At 39.9% G+C, this 14,662-nt stretch carries 20 protein-coding genes; 12 read left to right on the top strand and 8 right to left on the bottom strand.

The annotated features are described in order from the left end of the window. The 8 genes from C9J42_RS21475 to C9J42_RS20145 all read left to right on the top strand — a co-directional run. Positions 1-517 (top strand): S-type pyocin domain-containing protein (locus C9J42_RS21475; RefSeq protein ID WP_146144312.1); only part of this gene is annotated, 517 nt, incomplete at its 5' end. Further along, entirely contained in the window at positions 495-800 is a 306-nt protein-coding gene (locus C9J42_RS21470) for an HNH endonuclease signature motif containing protein (RefSeq protein WP_370445026.1), read from the top strand. The genes C9J42_RS21475 and C9J42_RS21470, both read left to right, overlap by 23 nt. Before the next feature lies 1 nt (position 801). Beyond that, entirely contained in the window at positions 802-1,086 is a 285-nt protein-coding gene (locus C9J42_RS20165; protein ID WP_107208023.1) for a bacteriocin immunity protein, read from the top strand. 217 nt (positions 1,087-1,303) lie between these two features. Beyond that, entirely contained in the window at positions 1,304-1,588 is a 285-nt protein-coding gene (locus C9J42_RS21465; RefSeq protein ID WP_146144310.1) for a hypothetical protein, read from the top strand. Next, positions 1,548-2,234, top strand: coding sequence for a hypothetical protein (locus C9J42_RS20160; protein ID WP_146144309.1), 687 nt, complete (start codon positions 1,548-1,550; stop codon positions 2,232-2,234). Before C9J42_RS21465 ends, C9J42_RS20160 begins: the two co-directional genes overlap by 41 nt. After that, entirely contained in the window at positions 2,209-2,655 is a 447-nt protein-coding gene (locus tag C9J42_RS20155) for a hypothetical protein (RefSeq protein ID WP_107288164.1), read from the top strand. Before C9J42_RS20160 ends, C9J42_RS20155 begins: the two co-directional genes overlap by 26 nt. 169 nt (positions 2,656-2,824) lie before the next feature. After that, on the top strand, positions 2,825-3,994 hold the full coding sequence (locus C9J42_RS20150) for a PAAR domain-containing protein (protein WP_107260799.1): 1,170 nt from the start codon (positions 2,825-2,827) through the stop codon (positions 3,992-3,994). After that, the gene (locus C9J42_RS20145; protein WP_107208027.1) at positions 3,987-4,388 is read left to right on the top strand and encodes a hypothetical protein; all 402 of its coding nucleotides are present in this window, start codon (positions 3,987-3,989) and stop codon (positions 4,386-4,388) included. The genes C9J42_RS20150 and C9J42_RS20145 overlap by 8 nt, the downstream gene beginning before the upstream one ends. A gap of 280 nt (positions 4,389-4,668) precedes the next feature. Here C9J42_RS20145 and C9J42_RS20140 read toward each other — a convergent pair whose 3' ends face one another. Continuing rightward, positions 4,669-5,949, bottom strand: coding sequence for a Y-family DNA polymerase (locus C9J42_RS20140; RefSeq protein WP_107302267.1), 1,281 nt, complete (start codon positions 5,947-5,949; stop codon positions 4,669-4,671). Further along, complete coding sequence (locus tag C9J42_RS20135; RefSeq protein WP_107302266.1) at positions 5,946-6,653, bottom strand: S24 family peptidase; 708 nt, start codon at positions 6,651-6,653, stop codon at positions 5,946-5,948. Before C9J42_RS20135 ends, C9J42_RS20140 begins: the two co-directional genes overlap by 4 nt. Before the next feature lie 325 nt (positions 6,654-6,978). On the opposite strand from C9J42_RS20135, the gene C9J42_RS20130 reads away from it, so the two are divergent. Then, the gene (locus tag C9J42_RS20130; RefSeq protein WP_158260213.1) at positions 6,979-8,085 is read left to right on the top strand and encodes a DNA cytosine methyltransferase; all 1,107 of its coding nucleotides are present in this window, start codon (positions 6,979-6,981) and stop codon (positions 8,083-8,085) included. Further along, complete coding sequence (locus C9J42_RS20125) at positions 8,082-8,990, top strand: hypothetical protein (RefSeq protein WP_107302264.1); 909 nt, start codon at positions 8,082-8,084, stop codon at positions 8,988-8,990. Before C9J42_RS20130 ends, C9J42_RS20125 begins: the two co-directional genes overlap by 4 nt. 30 nt (positions 8,991-9,020) lie before the next feature. Here the strand turns inward: C9J42_RS20125 and C9J42_RS20120 are convergent, their stop codons facing one another. The 6 genes from C9J42_RS20120 to C9J42_RS20100 all read right to left on the bottom strand — a co-directional run bounded on the left by C9J42_RS20120 (position 9,021) and on the right by C9J42_RS20100 (position 12,542). Then, positions 9,021-9,554: a Tfp pilus assembly protein FimT/FimU gene (locus C9J42_RS20120; RefSeq protein WP_107302268.1), complete on the bottom strand. Its 534-nt coding sequence runs from the start codon at positions 9,552-9,554 to the stop codon at positions 9,021-9,023. A gap of 60 nt (positions 9,555-9,614) precedes the next feature. Next, positions 9,615-9,755 (bottom strand): hypothetical protein, encoded by a 141-nt coding sequence (locus C9J42_RS21655; RefSeq protein ID WP_199189337.1) that lies wholly within the window; start codon positions 9,753-9,755, stop codon positions 9,615-9,617. Between the two features lie 182 nt (positions 9,756-9,937). After that, positions 9,938-10,201, bottom strand: a complete 264-nt coding sequence (locus tag C9J42_RS20115; protein WP_107208032.1) for a hypothetical protein — start codon at positions 10,199-10,201, stop codon at positions 9,938-9,940. 118 nt (positions 10,202-10,319) lie between these two features. After that, positions 10,320-11,471 carry an iron-containing alcohol dehydrogenase gene (locus tag C9J42_RS20110; protein ID WP_005372756.1) on the bottom strand — a complete coding sequence of 384 codons (1,152 nt, stop codon included), beginning with the start codon at positions 11,469-11,471 and terminating at the stop codon, positions 10,320-10,322. A 240-nt stretch (positions 11,472-11,711) separates the two neighbouring features. After that, complete coding sequence (locus tag C9J42_RS20105) at positions 11,712-11,954, bottom strand: hypothetical protein (RefSeq protein ID WP_107302263.1); 243 nt, start codon at positions 11,952-11,954, stop codon at positions 11,712-11,714. A 375-nt stretch (positions 11,955-12,329) separates the two neighbouring features. Beyond that, positions 12,330-12,542 carry a cold-shock protein gene (locus tag C9J42_RS20100; RefSeq protein ID WP_006647715.1) on the bottom strand — a complete coding sequence of 71 codons (213 nt, stop codon included), beginning with the start codon at positions 12,540-12,542 and terminating at the stop codon, positions 12,330-12,332. Between the two features lie 573 nt (positions 12,543-13,115). On the opposite strand from C9J42_RS20100, the gene dusA reads away from it, so the two are divergent. Further along, positions 13,116-14,132, top strand: a complete 1,017-nt coding sequence (gene dusA, locus C9J42_RS20095) for a tRNA dihydrouridine(20/20a) synthase DusA (protein ID WP_086000659.1) — start codon at positions 13,116-13,118, stop codon at positions 14,130-14,132. A 265-nt stretch (positions 14,133-14,397) separates the two neighbouring features. Further along, on the top strand, positions 14,398-14,640 hold the full coding sequence (pspG, locus tag C9J42_RS20090) for an envelope stress response protein PspG (RefSeq protein WP_045129268.1): 243 nt from the start codon (positions 14,398-14,400) through the stop codon (positions 14,638-14,640). The last annotated feature ends 22 nt before the right edge of the window (positions 14,641-14,662 follow it).

Here is a 14,662-nt window from a genome sequence, read left to right as displayed (position 1 = left end):
AATGCAAGAAGTCAAAAGCCGTATTCGTGTGCAGATAATAGAACCCGAAGGTGATGATGTTTACCCTACAGTCAGAGCTTTTCATGTTGGCGATGGTGACGACAAAGTACCTGTTCGGTATGTGGGTAAGAACGCACAAGGTCAATATTCAGTCGCACTAGAAGAAGATGGCCCAACGATATATTGGTCACCAGACGAGACTGGAAATCAAGTACCCCATACAACGCCGTCTCAAGATGATGGTGTGTCATTCGATGATATTTGGGTAAATCCACTCAGTGATGCGGTTAATGACTCATCGACTGTATTACCGATGCCTGCTGAGAGTGATTGGCAAGATAGAATTCTTGTGTTCCCTGAAGGTTCAGGGATTGAGCCTCTGTATCTGGTCTTTAAGACAACCGCTCGTAATGAATCTGGGGTGGTTACTGGGAAAGGTGAAGATATAACAGGGATCTGGTTAGAAAAAAGCAGGACAAGGATTAGGAGCACCAATACCATCCCAGATAGCCGATAAATTAAGAGGCAGAGAGTTTTCAAGTTTTGATACGTTTAGAAAAGCATTTTGGCTTGCCGTATCAGAAGATATGGAGCTTCTAAAAGGTTTTAGTCGTTCTAATCAGCGCTTAATTAAGCGAGGGAATGCTCCATTTTGTGTTGAAGACGATACCGCAGGTGGAAGAGAACGATTTGAGATTCATCATATTAAAGAAATCCAATATGGTGGCAAGGTATATGATGTAGATAATTTAAGTGTTGTCACTCCAAAACGACATATTGATATTCATAAAGGGTTGTAAAATGAATCTGAAATTAGATGACAAGATTACCAACTATACAGAAGCTGAGTTCTATCGTTTCTTAGAAGACTTTTTTGAAGATACTGATACAAACAATTTATCTGATAGTGCTTATGATAAGCACATATCTAAACTAGCAATGCACTTCTCAAAGTTAGTTGCACACCCAAAAGGTAAAGATCTAATCTTTCATCCTTCTTCAAATCAAGAGGACTCCCCTGCTGGAGTTATTGCTTCATTAAAGCAATGGTACGCAGACAATGGGCTCGACTTATTTAAAGAGTAAAGTAATTTTTAAAAAAACTAGTTCTGTCTAAAAATAAGAATAAATAGAATTACCGTTAAAAGACCGCCCATCAAGGCGGTCTTTTTGTATCTGGACATTACCGCGTATCGGATCGTTTTAGATGTTTATTGTTAAATAGAGCCCATTTTGGGCAAATTATTGCCTAGTACCTTTTTTATTTACAATGATTCAAACTCAATAAACTTTTTATATTTAAATGCCTAAATCTCTAACATGGCTATCGCCGCCAACTGAATTTAATCGTCATGACAGCTTAGTCAAACAGACTGAACGTGCTAATAAATCCGAATTGGCGAAAGAAGCTAGGGCGCAAAAAACACTTGAGCAAATTGAGCGCATCAATGCCAAAAGTTCACTCAAGCATGAACAACTAATGAATGATATCTCTGGGAATGGAGTGTTTACTGGGCAATGTACACTCCAAGAAGAGTCATCAAGCTGTGTTGCTTCTCACCGAAGAAGATTCATTCTATACCATTAAAAATTTGATTGATGAACGATATCATCAAAAAGGTCAAATACCATCAACATTGATTTTGAAAGACATTGATAAATCGAAGACATGGGCCGAATACTTAGCAACTGGTCTGGGGGCTATTAAGTTAGCCCAAGCCTTTGACGATTTTGGTGTGACAGCGCGATATTCCGTGATTAAAGGGAAAACTCGTGTATCAATTGCCACTCGAAATAATGGACAGCAGATGTTACGGCATGTGCTTGTTAATGGAATGCGTCTTAAGGTGAATGGAAAAAAGACCTATGCGATAGATAATCCGAAAGTTGTTCAATTAGGATTAGCGCCAACGCAGCGTATTAGTGCTGGCATAAAAGCTGGTGCTATGACCATGATTATTTCAGCCGCCATAAATACTAATGATCTGATCTTTAACGATGATTATGATTTTTATGATTGGTTTGGAAATATAGGAACGGATTTTATTAAGACAGCTATAGCATTATATGGCACAGAGATTGTGATAGGTGCAATTATTGGAGCTTGGGGAACGATAGCAATTCTCGTAATAGCTGCTGTATCTGTGACCTTAAGTTTTGCTATTGATAAATTATTCGAAGTTAATAACGTCTCAAGAGAACTTACAAATGCACTCAGAAAATTGCAATCATAACGGCAAATATGTATCTAAAAAATTAAAAATACAAAACTTTATTATCTGTATTCTTTTTACTGCTTTATCTTTGTGGTTTCTATCCTCTTGGATTCAAACAGTAAAATCAACTTATAGCTTATCCCATGTTGTAAAATTATCATTTGGAGATGCGTTAGGTGGCTTTATGAGTATAGGTTTGATCATTTATTTATGGTCTGGCCTTATTACAGTCATCAAAACAGGTGTGCAAGTGAAATACTCATGGTCAAAAAGAAAAATAAAAGTACAAAATAGAATAATGTTATTTTTCTTTATCGCCAGTTTTATTGTTACAGCCCTCACTTATTTTATTATCAATGATCGACTTTTATCTGAAGGGTACTCAGTCAAAACGAAGTACACCAATATGGGCATATATAAGACCTATATAAAGAATTAAAATAAGCAATGATAACCGTCTGTTTCTTCTTCGTCACAACAATCGCTACCGCGTATCTGTATCGGATCGCTTTAGATACATACTGTTAAATAGAGCCTATTTCGGGCAAGTTATTGCCTATGCGCATTTTTTAGTATTATTGCGTCTTTATAAAATAAAGGACTATCTGATGAGTAATGATGTAATAACTGTTGGTAGTAAAACCACAACGGGCGGTTCTGTTATATCAGGTCACGGAGGTGTCATTATAAACGGACAAAAGGTTGCCCTTGTTGGTGATACTGCGACTTGTCCATGCGGCAGTAAAAGTTGCAGAGGTCAAGGTCCGATTGTCGCCCAATCCCCAAGGGCTGCTAATGTGTTTGGTACAAATCTAGCTCGTGTCGGTGATCTTGTTGATACTGGGTGTGGTAGTTGCTTTCTTGACGCCAGTTCTCATCAGGTAAGTTTAAACACATCAACAGCGACTAATTTGAATATGGGTAGCGGTGTTAATATAGGTAATGCCGTTAATATCAATGGCGGCAATGTCAATATTGGTAGTAGTGTAACATTTGGCTCTCAGTCAAGCATAACAGCAGGAACTGACAGTTCTGTTGCGTCTGTTCAATCATCCTCACGAATGACATCTCAACTAAATACACCAGAAATCAACCCTAATAATATGTACTGGCCTCCTTACAACTTTCTCGCTAAAGAGGGAGATAAAGAGATCCATATTCGATATATGCAAGATGTCGTAGAAACTACGGTTCTAGCCCCAGAAGAATGGAAAGAGTTTTTTGATGCGCTCGATAAAACTCAAAATATCGGTGGTGCAATGAAAGGCACTTACGATGCATTCGATACCGCTAAAAAATTAGGTGGTTTGGGTGTTACTGCTTATGTGAAAACACATAATGGTGTCGATTATTTGATCTTGAAAGGTTACAAACAGCACATGAAAACGTTGCTCGCGGGTAATCGTTTTAGAGCATCAAATCCTCAAGTGGTAAAACTTGCTTTAGGTGCTTTGGATTCACCCAAAGGTATGGCTCGTTATGTTAAGGTCACCGCTCCTATGGAAATATTGGTCGGTTCAGCCATTAACGTTTTAAAGTATGTTCTCAATGATGAATACACTTTAAAAGACCTAGGCGTCGATGAGGCTAAGTTACTTGTGAATGTTCTGGTTGTCGCTGGAACAGCTTTGGCTATAGGTACTCTTGCAGTTCCTACAACAGTTTTAGGAACTGCAATAATCTTGGTTTCAGCTAGTTTATTTATTTGGACTGTTGATCAAACTACTGATTTTGAAAAGAAGTTAGTGGATTTAGTTTTAGAGAATTTTGATGATTAGGACTTTATTGTCGCTACTATTAATTTTAGTATCTAGTTATACATCATACGCCACAATTAAGCCGTTATTATTACCAATTGAGCAGATTGATAAGGTTTTGTTTAGTAACTTAGCATTACCATTTATTGCCACATGGGGAATTGCATTCTTTAGCATCATGTCATTTTCTTTATCTGTAAAGAGCTTGGTAACGAAAGACAAATATCGAGGTGGAATGAAGTTATTTTATTGCTCTTTATGTCTGGGGGCTATTGTTGGTATAGGTGTTAATTATGCGAATTATTTTTTAGTTATAGAGCCTAATGACATGTTCGAATGCCCTAAGAAAATCGGTTACAAGAAAAACTTAATGCGTGAGTATGTTTCTGACCTTTCCTTGTGCGAGAAGTTATAGAGCCTGTCGATTTTGTGCGCATAAATTCTGATTACGTTAAAAGACCGCCTCATCATTCATCATGGCGGTTTTTTATATTTGCCAAAATGCTCCCGTATGTATAACCAAGTAAGAGGTCTGAATACCCTAGATGTCACCATAACAGAGAGAAAAACCAAATCGGACAGGTGTCCGGTATGGGTACCCATTTATGTTAGCTAGTGCGCTTTAGAATAGCAATTTCCTATATCAATCGTTATTGGCCTCTATCTTTAATTCTCAGGCTAATTCATTTTTCCGACTAAACACACTTCACTACCACAATGTCTTTAATGTCGGTGTAGTAGTTCTCAAGCTCTAACATTTCTATTTCTCCCTGCCGTTCGTGGTAGCTGCGTTGCTGGCACGCAAAACCGATCACGCCTTTACCAAAGCGATCGCTTAATTGGTCGAGGGTATTGTTTAAGGTGTCTTTGTTATCAAAGCGGTTAAATAATTCGAACTGTTTTACTTCGGCATCAATCAGGCTTGGGGCACCGACGCCCACTTTGTATATCGGTTGCTTAACAAGGTTATCGGGGATCAAATCATCGAATAAAGCGCGCAGTTGCTGCAGGGCAAAACTGGTATCGGTTAGGCCGTTTTCGAGTGTCAGTTCGCCTCGGCGATAAAACGGCGGGCAACGGTCGTATTTTGAGGTGCTGACAAATACGGAAAGGGTTTTCATCTCGCTTTTTTGGTCGCGTATTTTGCGCATCACTTCGGCGCAGTGGTGAGCCAATTCGGCAAAAAGGTCGTCTCGGTGGTGTAGGCGATCACGGTAAGAAGCGGTAGACCATATCTGTTTTTTCTTTTCTCGCTCAACGGAAATGTCTAAACAGGCGATGCCATTAAGCTCTGAAATCACGTTAGCCACGTTGATGGAATAACGTTTGTGATAGGTTTTAGTGTCGCACTGTTTTAGTTGGTAGGCGGTTAAAATGCCACCTTGTGTCAGGTGTTTATTCAGTTGTCTGCCTATGTTCCAAAGCTTACCTACGGGCATTTGTTTTAAAACCGCATCGGTTTCTTTCTCATTTATTAATACACACTGTCCCTGGTAAGGTTGGCAGTTCTTCGCCGCCCACGAGGCGACTTTGGCCAAGGTCAGGGTTTTGCCTACACCAGCGCCTGTCGGTACACCGGTTTCTTTGTAAATAGCTTTGCGTAAGGCTTGTACGTGCTCATTCAGATCGACGTTAATTTGGTACAGGTGGCTCACATCATAAAACACTTCATCTACGCTGTAGCGCATGGAACGGGCACCTTGTATGTGCTTTTCAAGGGCGGTCATAAAGCGATCTGAATGGTGAGAAAAGGTGTTGAAGTTGGCTTTATACACAATGCCTTTATGTACCCGTAAGCGGTCTATTTCTTCCCATATAGGGGTGAATTTTGAAATCCCGATGTTTGTGCAAGCACGGTTAGCGGCAATGGAGATCCCTTGGCCTGCAGTTACCAGTAACGGGGTGTTTCTCTGGGCGGGCTTGTAGGTAATGCAAGATTCGGCGTAAAAACGGGTGCCATCAAGTAAGCAAATCATAAGGTAACTGGGCGGTGTAATCGTAAGCTGTAACGCACCACGCCATGTAAGCGGGTGTAGTCGTCTTGGTTGATCTGGTGTGGCTGAAAACTGGGGTTATCTGAATACAGGGTTCTGCTGTGTAGGTTTACGCGCTTAACAACAAGATCGTTGTTTAATGAAAGTACGATAACGTCTTCGTTCTCGGGGTTGAGGTGGCGCTCTAATATCAGTATGTCGTGGTCCCAAATGTACGGCAGCATGGAAAGCCCAGCCGCACGGCACAAGATGGTGGAATGCTCTTGGGTGATCACTAGTTGGTGTAGGTCGAGCTCGGTTAAGTCATGGTGCCATGGTAATAACGGCGGTTGTCTAAAGTGATGGATAGAAAGGGTGATCACGCCTATTACGTGTAAGTCGTCCCACTCTTTGCCCGATGCTGCAATGTGTTGGCATAGCAGGTTCCAACGTGCGATGTGGTTGTCACCGTGTTGCTCAAATACAACAAGGTCGCTATTTAGGGGCTGTAAGGCACTGTCTATGAGTAGCCAATCCCCTTTTGCGATCCCTAGCTTTTTGTAGGTGTTATCGGCACCCATTAACTGCATAGATGAATGGCTGTGTACAAACATGGTTTGTAGGTTTAGCGATTTTTTGCGAAAGCGGATTGTGGGGTTTTCAAAGCCGGTGATCCCCGCCTGTACGTAAGTGTTAAGTGTAATCATGGTTAAGTGTACTGTGTTTATGTACAGTATATTTTAGGGGTGTTTTGGTTGGGTGGCAAGGTGGGAAGTATTGTGGCTGGTGTGTGAATGAATCACGATATTAAGATAGTCGGGAGCAGTTAAGCCTTGGTGTAGTTATTCAGGGTTAAAGCAGAAGTTAGGGTTTAGCAGGGCTACAATAGCGAGGGTGTTGAAATGGAGTTAAATGTTAATAAAGCAGATTTAAGTATTAAACCTGTTTTGTTTAAAGTTTTTTGTTAATTGGTATGGTCTTTAAACTTTGATATATTCACGCTAGAAGTTTCTAATAGAAAAAGAGTTTTTTTTGGACAATATAACAACAGTTGATTTATTTTGTGGCGCGGGTGGGTTTAGTGAGGGCTTTGCTAAAGCCGGTGGTTTTGAACCTCTACTTGCCGTAGATTTTGATCTTCAAGCTACTGAAACTTTTAAACATAACCACCCTAATATTAATGTGGTTTGTGCAGATGTTAGTACTTTAGACAAAGATAAAATTTTATCTCTAACTGATAATCGAAATGTCCAAGTTGTTATTGGTGGTCCTCCGTGTCAAGGCTTTAGTCTGGCAGGTTTACGTTTGCCTGATGATCCTAAAAATCAGTTATTTAAAGAATATGTGCGTATTGTGGATATCTTGAAGCCGGATATTTTTATTTTTGAAAATGTTGTAGGTATTGTTTCAATGCAACGTGGTCTTGTTCTTGATGCTATCTGCCTAGAATTCGAGAAAATAGGATACGAAGTTTCTCATAGTATTGTTAATTCGGCTGATTTTGGTGTCCCACAAGCTCGTCCTCGTTTTATTATGATCGGTTCAAAGCATGGACAAAAAATTGGTATGCCGCAACCTACTCATAGTGCTGAAAAAAATTTGCAATCACAACTATTTGATAATGCACTTCTTCCACATGTATCAGTGAAAGATGCTCTATCAAATTTGCCTATAATCCATCAAGGTGAAGGTTCAGAAGAAGTAGTTAATTTGCCTCCAATGAATAGTTATCAAGAGATGGTTTTTGGTCAAAGAAACCCTGGTAAGTTATTTAATCAGAGAGCTACGCGTCATAGCGATAAAATTGTTGAGCGCTATTCTGCAATGCCACAGGGGGGGGATATTAGATCCTTACCTGAGGAGCTAAGAACTAAAAAGAATAACGTATTTAGGCTGAATGAAAAAGTTGCATCGCGAACAATAACATGTAATTTTCGAACAGATATAATCCATCCTTGGATGCCTAGAGGTTTAACAACTAGAGAGGCGGCAAGGTTGCAAAGTTTTGACGATGATTATCAATTTTTTGGTAATTTAACAAGAAAAGCAAAATATTTAACACAAGACGATCAGGTTGGTAACGCTGTTCCTCCTTTGTTAGCTAAAGCTCTTGCTAATCATATAAAAGGGTTTTTATGACAGGTAAAAGTAATTCTTCAAGTGGCCATAAACTTGGTCAATTGGTTGGTGACTGGTTTGAAGAATATGTTGCAACCTATTTACTAGGGTCTGTGGCTTCTAAACTTAATCTATATATAGATCACAGGTTTAAAGAAAGGTCTTGTCGTGGCAGTAAGATTATATGGAAAGATATTGATGGTAACGATGTTGATTATGATTTTGTTTTAGAACTCAATGGATCTGATACAGAAAAAGGTATACCTCTAGCTTTTTTTGAAACATTTTGGAGACGTGGTTCCCGTCATTCAAAAGATAAGGCGCGAGATGACTCCGGTAAACTGATGCCTATGAGGGCTACTTATCCAACAGCTCGAATTCTAGGAATTATTTCAGCAGGTGACTTTACTCGTCCTGCTCAAGAATTAGTTTCTAGCCGTGGGATTGATTTATTCTACATACCTAAAAGTCATATATGTAAAGCGTGGGAAGATGCTGGTGTTATCATTGACTATGATGATAAGGCTCCTGAAAATGTTAAAAGTGATATTGTCAACAATGCGATTTCTATATTAGACGACAAGCTAAAGAAAACCATTTTTGAAAATATTAGATCAGATATTTCTCCTTCAGTATTTAGATCTTACATTAATAAAATTATTGCCGGTGTTTCATCTGTTCCAATTGAATATAAAATAACAGATATTTTTATTGGTAACGAAATTACCTTTAATCAACATGATGAAGTTATAGAATATATAAGTTCAGATACTCAGGTTGTTTCATTTGATAGTTCAAACCGTTTATTCAGATATCAAGCTATATTCAGTGACGGTAATATTTTTGAGCGAGTTGATTTAACTAGGGATGAAGCTTTACAGTTGCATGAATCTGTCGGTGTTGTAGCAAAACATTTTACTAATTAAAAAAAAGCCGCTAGTTAGCGGCTTTTTTTATCAACACGCCTCAGCCCCATACCATTCCCCCTCAACACCACATTGATAGAGTCGTCCCATCCATGTCATTTGCATCGTTAGGGCTTTGCCGCTTTCTTTCTCGAACGTGATCCAATCAACTGTCGCTAGGCTGTTATTAAAATCAGGATGGCCATCTTGTTTATCAATACGAATTATTGCGTAGCTGCTGTGGCGTTGAATGTTCATGCCTTGTAGTTCGCTGCCATCAACTTTGTACAAGGTATTGCTGTGATCACAATCGGTAATGGTGGCATCGGTGGTCGCAATTAGGCACCAGTTATCAGTGAGGGTTTTGGTGCTGGTTAATCCAACGGTGTGAAGGTATACGTCGGTGCCGCGCATTACCGCTTCTGATTTAGCCGCAACGATCAGGCCACGCAACTCGATAGATGTTCGCTTCATCGCGTTACTGGCAAAAAGGCTGCTAAAGCTTGGTGCTGCCATGACGATCAATATGCTTAATACGCTAATGGTGATGATTGTTTCAAGTAAGGTAAATCCTTTAATTTTCATTGTATTAAATCCGTTTTGCGTAAGTTATGTAAATTGCATAAGTTAAGTAAGTTACGTAACTTAAATCAGTTTAAAGCGGTTGGCTTTCCACTCGGCGGCATCAATTAATCCGTTATCGTAATAGCCACCCCAATCGAAAAAGAACGGGCTAAAACTACCGCTTCCTGTTATGTGGCTAACCCCAATACAGGCAATAATCATTACTACTGAAATATCTGTTACTTTGGATTTAATTGAGTTCGCGCTGGATTTTGAGGTGGTTACTTAGAGAAAAAGAGAAGTTAGGATGTAGCAGGGCGACAATAGCGCGGGTGGTGAAGGAGAGTTAGGGTTGGTGTGTTGCTTGTGAATACACGGAAAGACCGCTCATCAAGGCGGTCTTTTTATCTGCTATAGCAATTCATTCGAATGGTTGCACCATCGGCAATATAGCTAAGTAAGGCTTTGCACTTATCAATAATGTTTTGGCTTTTGCTCTTATTAAGAAGCTGCGTTAAAGATTGAGTTAATCCGGCAGATTCATATTGTTCTAATGAAATAATCACCGCACTCGGTAATTTCTGATTGTCATTACAATAGGCTTTTACGGAGACTTTCTTTGGCGAACTTCTGTGATTACTGATCTCAACGATAATATTTTCTGTCATTTCTTTACCCTCGAAATAGATGAGTTAACAAAAAGCCAGCGTTGTTCTATGGTTAGCTTTTTCGTTATTCGTTATAAAAAAGGCTGGGTTCTCCCAGCCTTTTTATAGCTGTTGCTAATTACATGCGTGCTTTAAAGATCGCTACGATTTCTTCTAGGCTCGCTTTGCGTGGGTTCGTTAAAGAACATGCATCGTTTAGGGCGTTTTGCGCCATGAACGCTAGCTTGTCTTCAGTCACACCTAAATCTGCTAGGCGTTGCTTAGTACCTACCTTTTCAGATAGTGCATCAATCGCTTCAAGGGCTGCATTTACTGCTTGCTCTTGGGTCATTGCTGCTGTGTCGATACCCATTGCTTTCGCAATATCAACAAAACGCTCTGGTACCTGTTTGGCGTTAAAACGTGAAACTTCTGCCAATAGAATCGCGTTACATAGGCCGTGTGCCAGGTCGTAAACGCCACCTAATTGGTGCGCCATTGAGTGAACGTAACCTAAAGAGGCATTAGAGAATGCCATCCCAGCAAGGTACTCGCCGTACTGCATTGCATCACGAGCTTCGCGGTTTTGGCCGTCATTCACTGCGGTTTCTAGGTTATTTACAATCAGTTCAATCGCTTTAATTGCAGATGCATCAGTGATGGGTGTTGCAGCTGTTGAAACATACGCTTCAACGGCGTGAGTTAATGCATCCATACCAGTTGCAGCAGTTAGGAACTTAGGCATTGCGACCATTAGCTCTGAATCGTTTACTGCAATAATTGGCGTGAAGTGCTTATCAACCACTGGGTATTTGGTTTCATCTTCTTGGTTAGTGATGATCGCAAATACGGTCATTTCTGAAGCAGTACCAGCAGTTGTGTTCACGGTTACCAATGGAAGTTGTGGCTTTTTAGAAAGGTGTACACCTTTAGAGTAATCACGAATGTGACCACCGTTCGCTGCCACTAATGCAATACCTTTAGCGGTATCGTGTGAAGAACCACCACCGAATGAAATCACAAAATCAGAATGGCTGCTTGCAAGTAGCGCTAGGCCATCTTCAATGTTTTTCTCTGTTGGGTTAGGTTGCACACCATCGTAAATAGTGTAATCAAGGCCGTGCGCAGTAAGCTCGTCAGTTAGTTTGCTCACTAAACCCACTTCAACTAATACACTGTCTGTCACGATTAGGGCTTTTTTCAGCTCTTTTGACGCAAGTTCAGCACCTAAAGATTGAATAGCATTAGGACCCATTAGTGTTACAGGTGGCATGTAGAAGACATTGCTCATAATAAAGCTCCGATAATATTAAGTAATTTATGTTGGCTTACCGCGTGTGCCATAAGCCGGAATTTTTTACAGAGTGTGAATAGCAAAGTGAGTGTTATCGGCACCGAATCTTTATGGTTGTTGTTGGTGTTGATGCTAACAACAGCTCACTTACCGGAAATAAACAATAAAATGAAAAGTTAACCACTATTACGTAAACGTAATAATTAAAATGGGATGTTACTTGCCGATATCTGCGGCTTATTTATCAGCAGCAGACAGTAGCTTTTCAGCAAAAGTAAGGTGTGATGCTGATTGTGTGAATACCACACCTGAGTGTGAACGCTCTGCAGTACCTTGTTTTTGGTAGTGCGCCGCATTCATAGTGCTAGCCGCTGATTTTTGAAATTGAACATTACCTGTGAACGCACCATCTTTTGCTGAAGCGTTGTAAGACATAGCGATGATAGCGGCTGCGATAGTTGCTTTAATAACTGTTTTCATGAGTAATAAAACCTTGTGTATTTATGTTTGTGAACGCCCTGTGCGTTTCGATGGATGTATTATTAATAATTACACCAAAAACAACAATACGATAAAAACACAAAAGATTATTACCAATTAGTAATAATGGTAAAGGGTGTAAGATAAAGGTAAGAAAAGAAGGGAGAGCAAAAGCGAAAGGTAAGTACCGTGAGCGCCGTGTAAATGTATCCCTGCATTTAAGATAGTCGGGAGTAGTTGAGCCTTGGGCGGAGTTACTCAGAGATACAGCAGAAGTTAGGGGGTAGCTGGGGGGCGATATTGATAGAGGGTAAATTACAGGTATAAAAAATGCCGGCCTTAGCCAGCATTTTTTTATTTATCCGTAAGGATAAATTAGATAGCTACAACGTTTGCAGCTTGAAGACCTTTTTGGCCTTGCTCTACTTCAAAAGACACTTTTTGGCCTTCAGCAAGAGTTTTGAAACCTTCAGAAGCGATAGCACGGAAGTGAACGAATACGTCAGCACCGCCGTTGTCTTGAGTAATGAAACCAAAACCTTTCTCTTCGTTAAACCATTTTACTAAACCAGTAGTTTTGTTAGACATGTTATGCCCCTTATATATGTGATTAATTAACCGCTAAAATGCGATGTGCTAAGTGGTTAAATTATTAATGATACTGCCAAAACAAGGGAAACACTGAAGTACAAAACGAAAACGTTGATGTAGCTGAAGGTTTAACTGTGACTTGGTGCCGCATTTAATAACTCTCTAAACAACAGAGCGAGATGGATAATAACAGGTGTTTACTTTTTGTACAGTCTTTTTTGTCGATATAGTCAAAATAGATTATTGATAGTGCTGTGTGGACAAGAAAAAGAAGGGTTTTACATAATATTTATTAAAAAGCACTGAGCTTCTCTTTTTAGAATGCTTTGAAATAAAGGTATATGACAATGGTGTAAGTAAGTTCTCGCTTTCACTTTATTGCTTCTGCTTTGGCTTAACTACGTTTTAATGTAGAATCCGCTTTCTTCAGAATATCCCTCAAGCTACATCAGTTAAGCATTTAGCGATCGTATCTTTTAGATACTACGTAATGAGGGGAGTAAGATTCTGAATTTAAACGTAAAGCAATCCAAATAGGGTATAAAAATGACAAATGTTGTAGACGAGACAATGAAAAATAACTTGTCAACTCAAAGTGTTACAGGCGATTTTCCAATGCAGCGTTTTTCTGTCGCACCGATGCTGGATTGGACTGATCGTCATTGTCGTTACTTTCACCGTTTAATGAGTAAAGAAGCATTGTTGTATACCGAGATGGTGACAACAGGCGCGATTATTCACGGTAAGGGCGATTTCTTAGCGTATAACGAAGAAGAGCATCCATTGGCGCTTCAACTGGGTGGTTCAAATCCAATTGATTTGGCGCGTTGTGCTAAGTTAGCGCAAGAGCGTGGCTACGATGAAATTAACTTAAACGTGGGCTGCCCATCTGATCGCGTACAAAACGGGATGTTTGGTGCTTGTCTAATGGGTGAAGCCGAGTTGGTAGCGCAGTGTGTCACTGCGATGCGCGATGTCGTTGATATTCCTGTGACGGTAAAAACCCGTATTGGTATTGATGATCAAGATTCTTACGAGTTTTTAAAAGATTTTATCCACGTGGTATCTGAGAAAGGCGGTTGTGATAATTTCACTATCCACGCCCGTAAAGCATGGCTAAGTGGTTTAAGCCCGAAAGAGAACCGTGAAATTCCGCCACTAGACTACCCGCGCGTTTACCAACTAAAGCAAGACTTTGCGCATTTAACCATGGCAATCAATGGTGGCATTAAAACGTTTGAAGAAATGGAAGAACACCTGAAACATATGGATGGTGTGATGGTCGGTCGTGAAGCGTACCAAAGCCCATACTTAATGGCGGAAGTGGATCAACGTTTATTTGGTAGTGAACGCCCTGTAATGAAGCGTCGTGAAGTGGTTGAAGCTATGTATCCATACATTGAAAAGCAACTCGCTAACGGTTCTTACTTGGGACATATTACACGCCATATGCTGGGTTTATTCCAAAGTATGCCGGGTGCACGTCAGTGGCGTCGACATATCAGTGAGAATGCTCACAAACCGGGTGCTGGTATTGAAGTTGTTCAGCAGGCGTTAGATAAAATTCCTGCGCACTTAGATGTTTAATTGCTAAATTGTTGTTGGCGAGATTCACGATAAATAAGTGAATTTGGCTAATGCAGAGAGAAAAGGCTAATCCGTATGGGTTGGCCTTTTTTGTATCTAATTGAAAATTAAGAGATAAATTTTTATATCATTTGGCGTGATTTGTGCAATTACATCTAATATTGATATTGAATAGGATCGCTTTCAACATGCTCTGTCGGTTTATATTGTGAACTTGATAGAAAAGCTTATCGTTGAAAGGTAATACTGGGTTAAGGAGAGGGTTATGTTTGAGTTTCTATTTTTGCTGACGTTTGCATTCGTGTTAGTTTTTACGGGGGTGAGTATTATTGGCATGATGATAGCCGTTGCGGCTGGTTTTGCGATCATGGCTGTGGTTGGCATGTTGGGTTTAGTGATTAAGTTATTACCATGGATCGTGTTAATTGCTATTGCGATTTGGTTGGTGAGAGATAACAAAAAAGTACAAGAATACAAAGATCGTCTATCTCGTACACGTCGTTATTAATCCACTGATAAATATATTCAAA

It is taken from the genome of Photobacterium sp. GB-56 (genome assembly GCF_003026105.1).
GTDB lineage: Bacteria > Pseudomonadota > Gammaproteobacteria > Enterobacterales > Vibrionaceae > Photobacterium.
The sequence above is the reverse complement of the archived record's forward strand: the minus strand, read 5'-3'. Positions and strand labels throughout refer to the sequence as shown.

Bases quoted from the DNA above. Each gene is read 5' to 3' on its own strand.
- C9J42_RS20165 (WP_107208023.1), top strand. From the start codon at position 802: ATGAATCTGAAATTAGATGACAAGATTACCAACTATACAGAAGCTGAG.
- C9J42_RS20115 (WP_107208032.1), bottom strand. From the start codon at position 10,201: ATGACAGAAAATATTATCGTTGAGATCAGTAATCACAGAAGTTCGCCA.
- C9J42_RS21465 (WP_146144310.1), top strand. From the start codon at position 1,304: ATGCCTAAATCTCTAACATGGCTATCGCCGCCAACTGAATTTAATCGT.
- C9J42_RS20120 (WP_107302268.1), bottom strand. From the start codon at position 9,554: ATGAAAATTAAAGGATTTACCTTACTTGAAACAATCATCACCATTAGC.
- C9J42_RS20110 (WP_005372756.1), bottom strand. From the start codon at position 11,471: ATGAGCAATGTCTTCTACATGCCACCTGTAACACTAATGGGTCCTAAT.
- pspG (WP_045129268.1), top strand. From the start codon at position 14,398: ATGTTTGAGTTTCTATTTTTGCTGACGTTTGCATTCGTGTTAGTTTTT.
- C9J42_RS20155 (WP_107288164.1), top strand. From the start codon at position 2,209: ATGCACTCAGAAAATTGCAATCATAACGGCAAATATGTATCTAAAAAA.
- C9J42_RS20135 (WP_107302266.1), bottom strand. From the start codon at position 6,653: ATGATTACACTTAACACTTACGTACAGGCGGGGATCACCGGCTTTGAA.
- C9J42_RS20105 (WP_107302263.1), bottom strand. From the start codon at position 11,954: ATGAAAACAGTTATTAAAGCAACTATCGCAGCCGCTATCATCGCTATG.
- C9J42_RS20140 (WP_107302267.1), bottom strand. From the start codon at position 5,949: ATGATTTGCTTACTTGATGGCACCCGTTTTTACGCCGAATCTTGCATT.
- C9J42_RS20150 (WP_107260799.1), top strand. From the start codon at position 2,825: ATGAGTAATGATGTAATAACTGTTGGTAGTAAAACCACAACGGGCGGT.
- C9J42_RS20125 (WP_107302264.1), top strand. From the start codon at position 8,082: ATGACAGGTAAAAGTAATTCTTCAAGTGGCCATAAACTTGGTCAATTG.
- C9J42_RS20145 (WP_107208027.1), top strand. From the start codon at position 3,987: ATGATTAGGACTTTATTGTCGCTACTATTAATTTTAGTATCTAGTTAT.
- C9J42_RS21655 (WP_199189337.1), bottom strand. From the start codon at position 9,755: ATGATTATTGCCTGTATTGGGGTTAGCCACATAACAGGAAGCGGTAGT.
- dusA (WP_086000659.1), top strand. From the start codon at position 13,116: ATGAAAAATAACTTGTCAACTCAAAGTGTTACAGGCGATTTTCCAATG.
- C9J42_RS20100 (WP_006647715.1), bottom strand. From the start codon at position 12,542: ATGTCTAACAAAACTACTGGTTTAGTAAAATGGTTTAACGAAGAGAAA.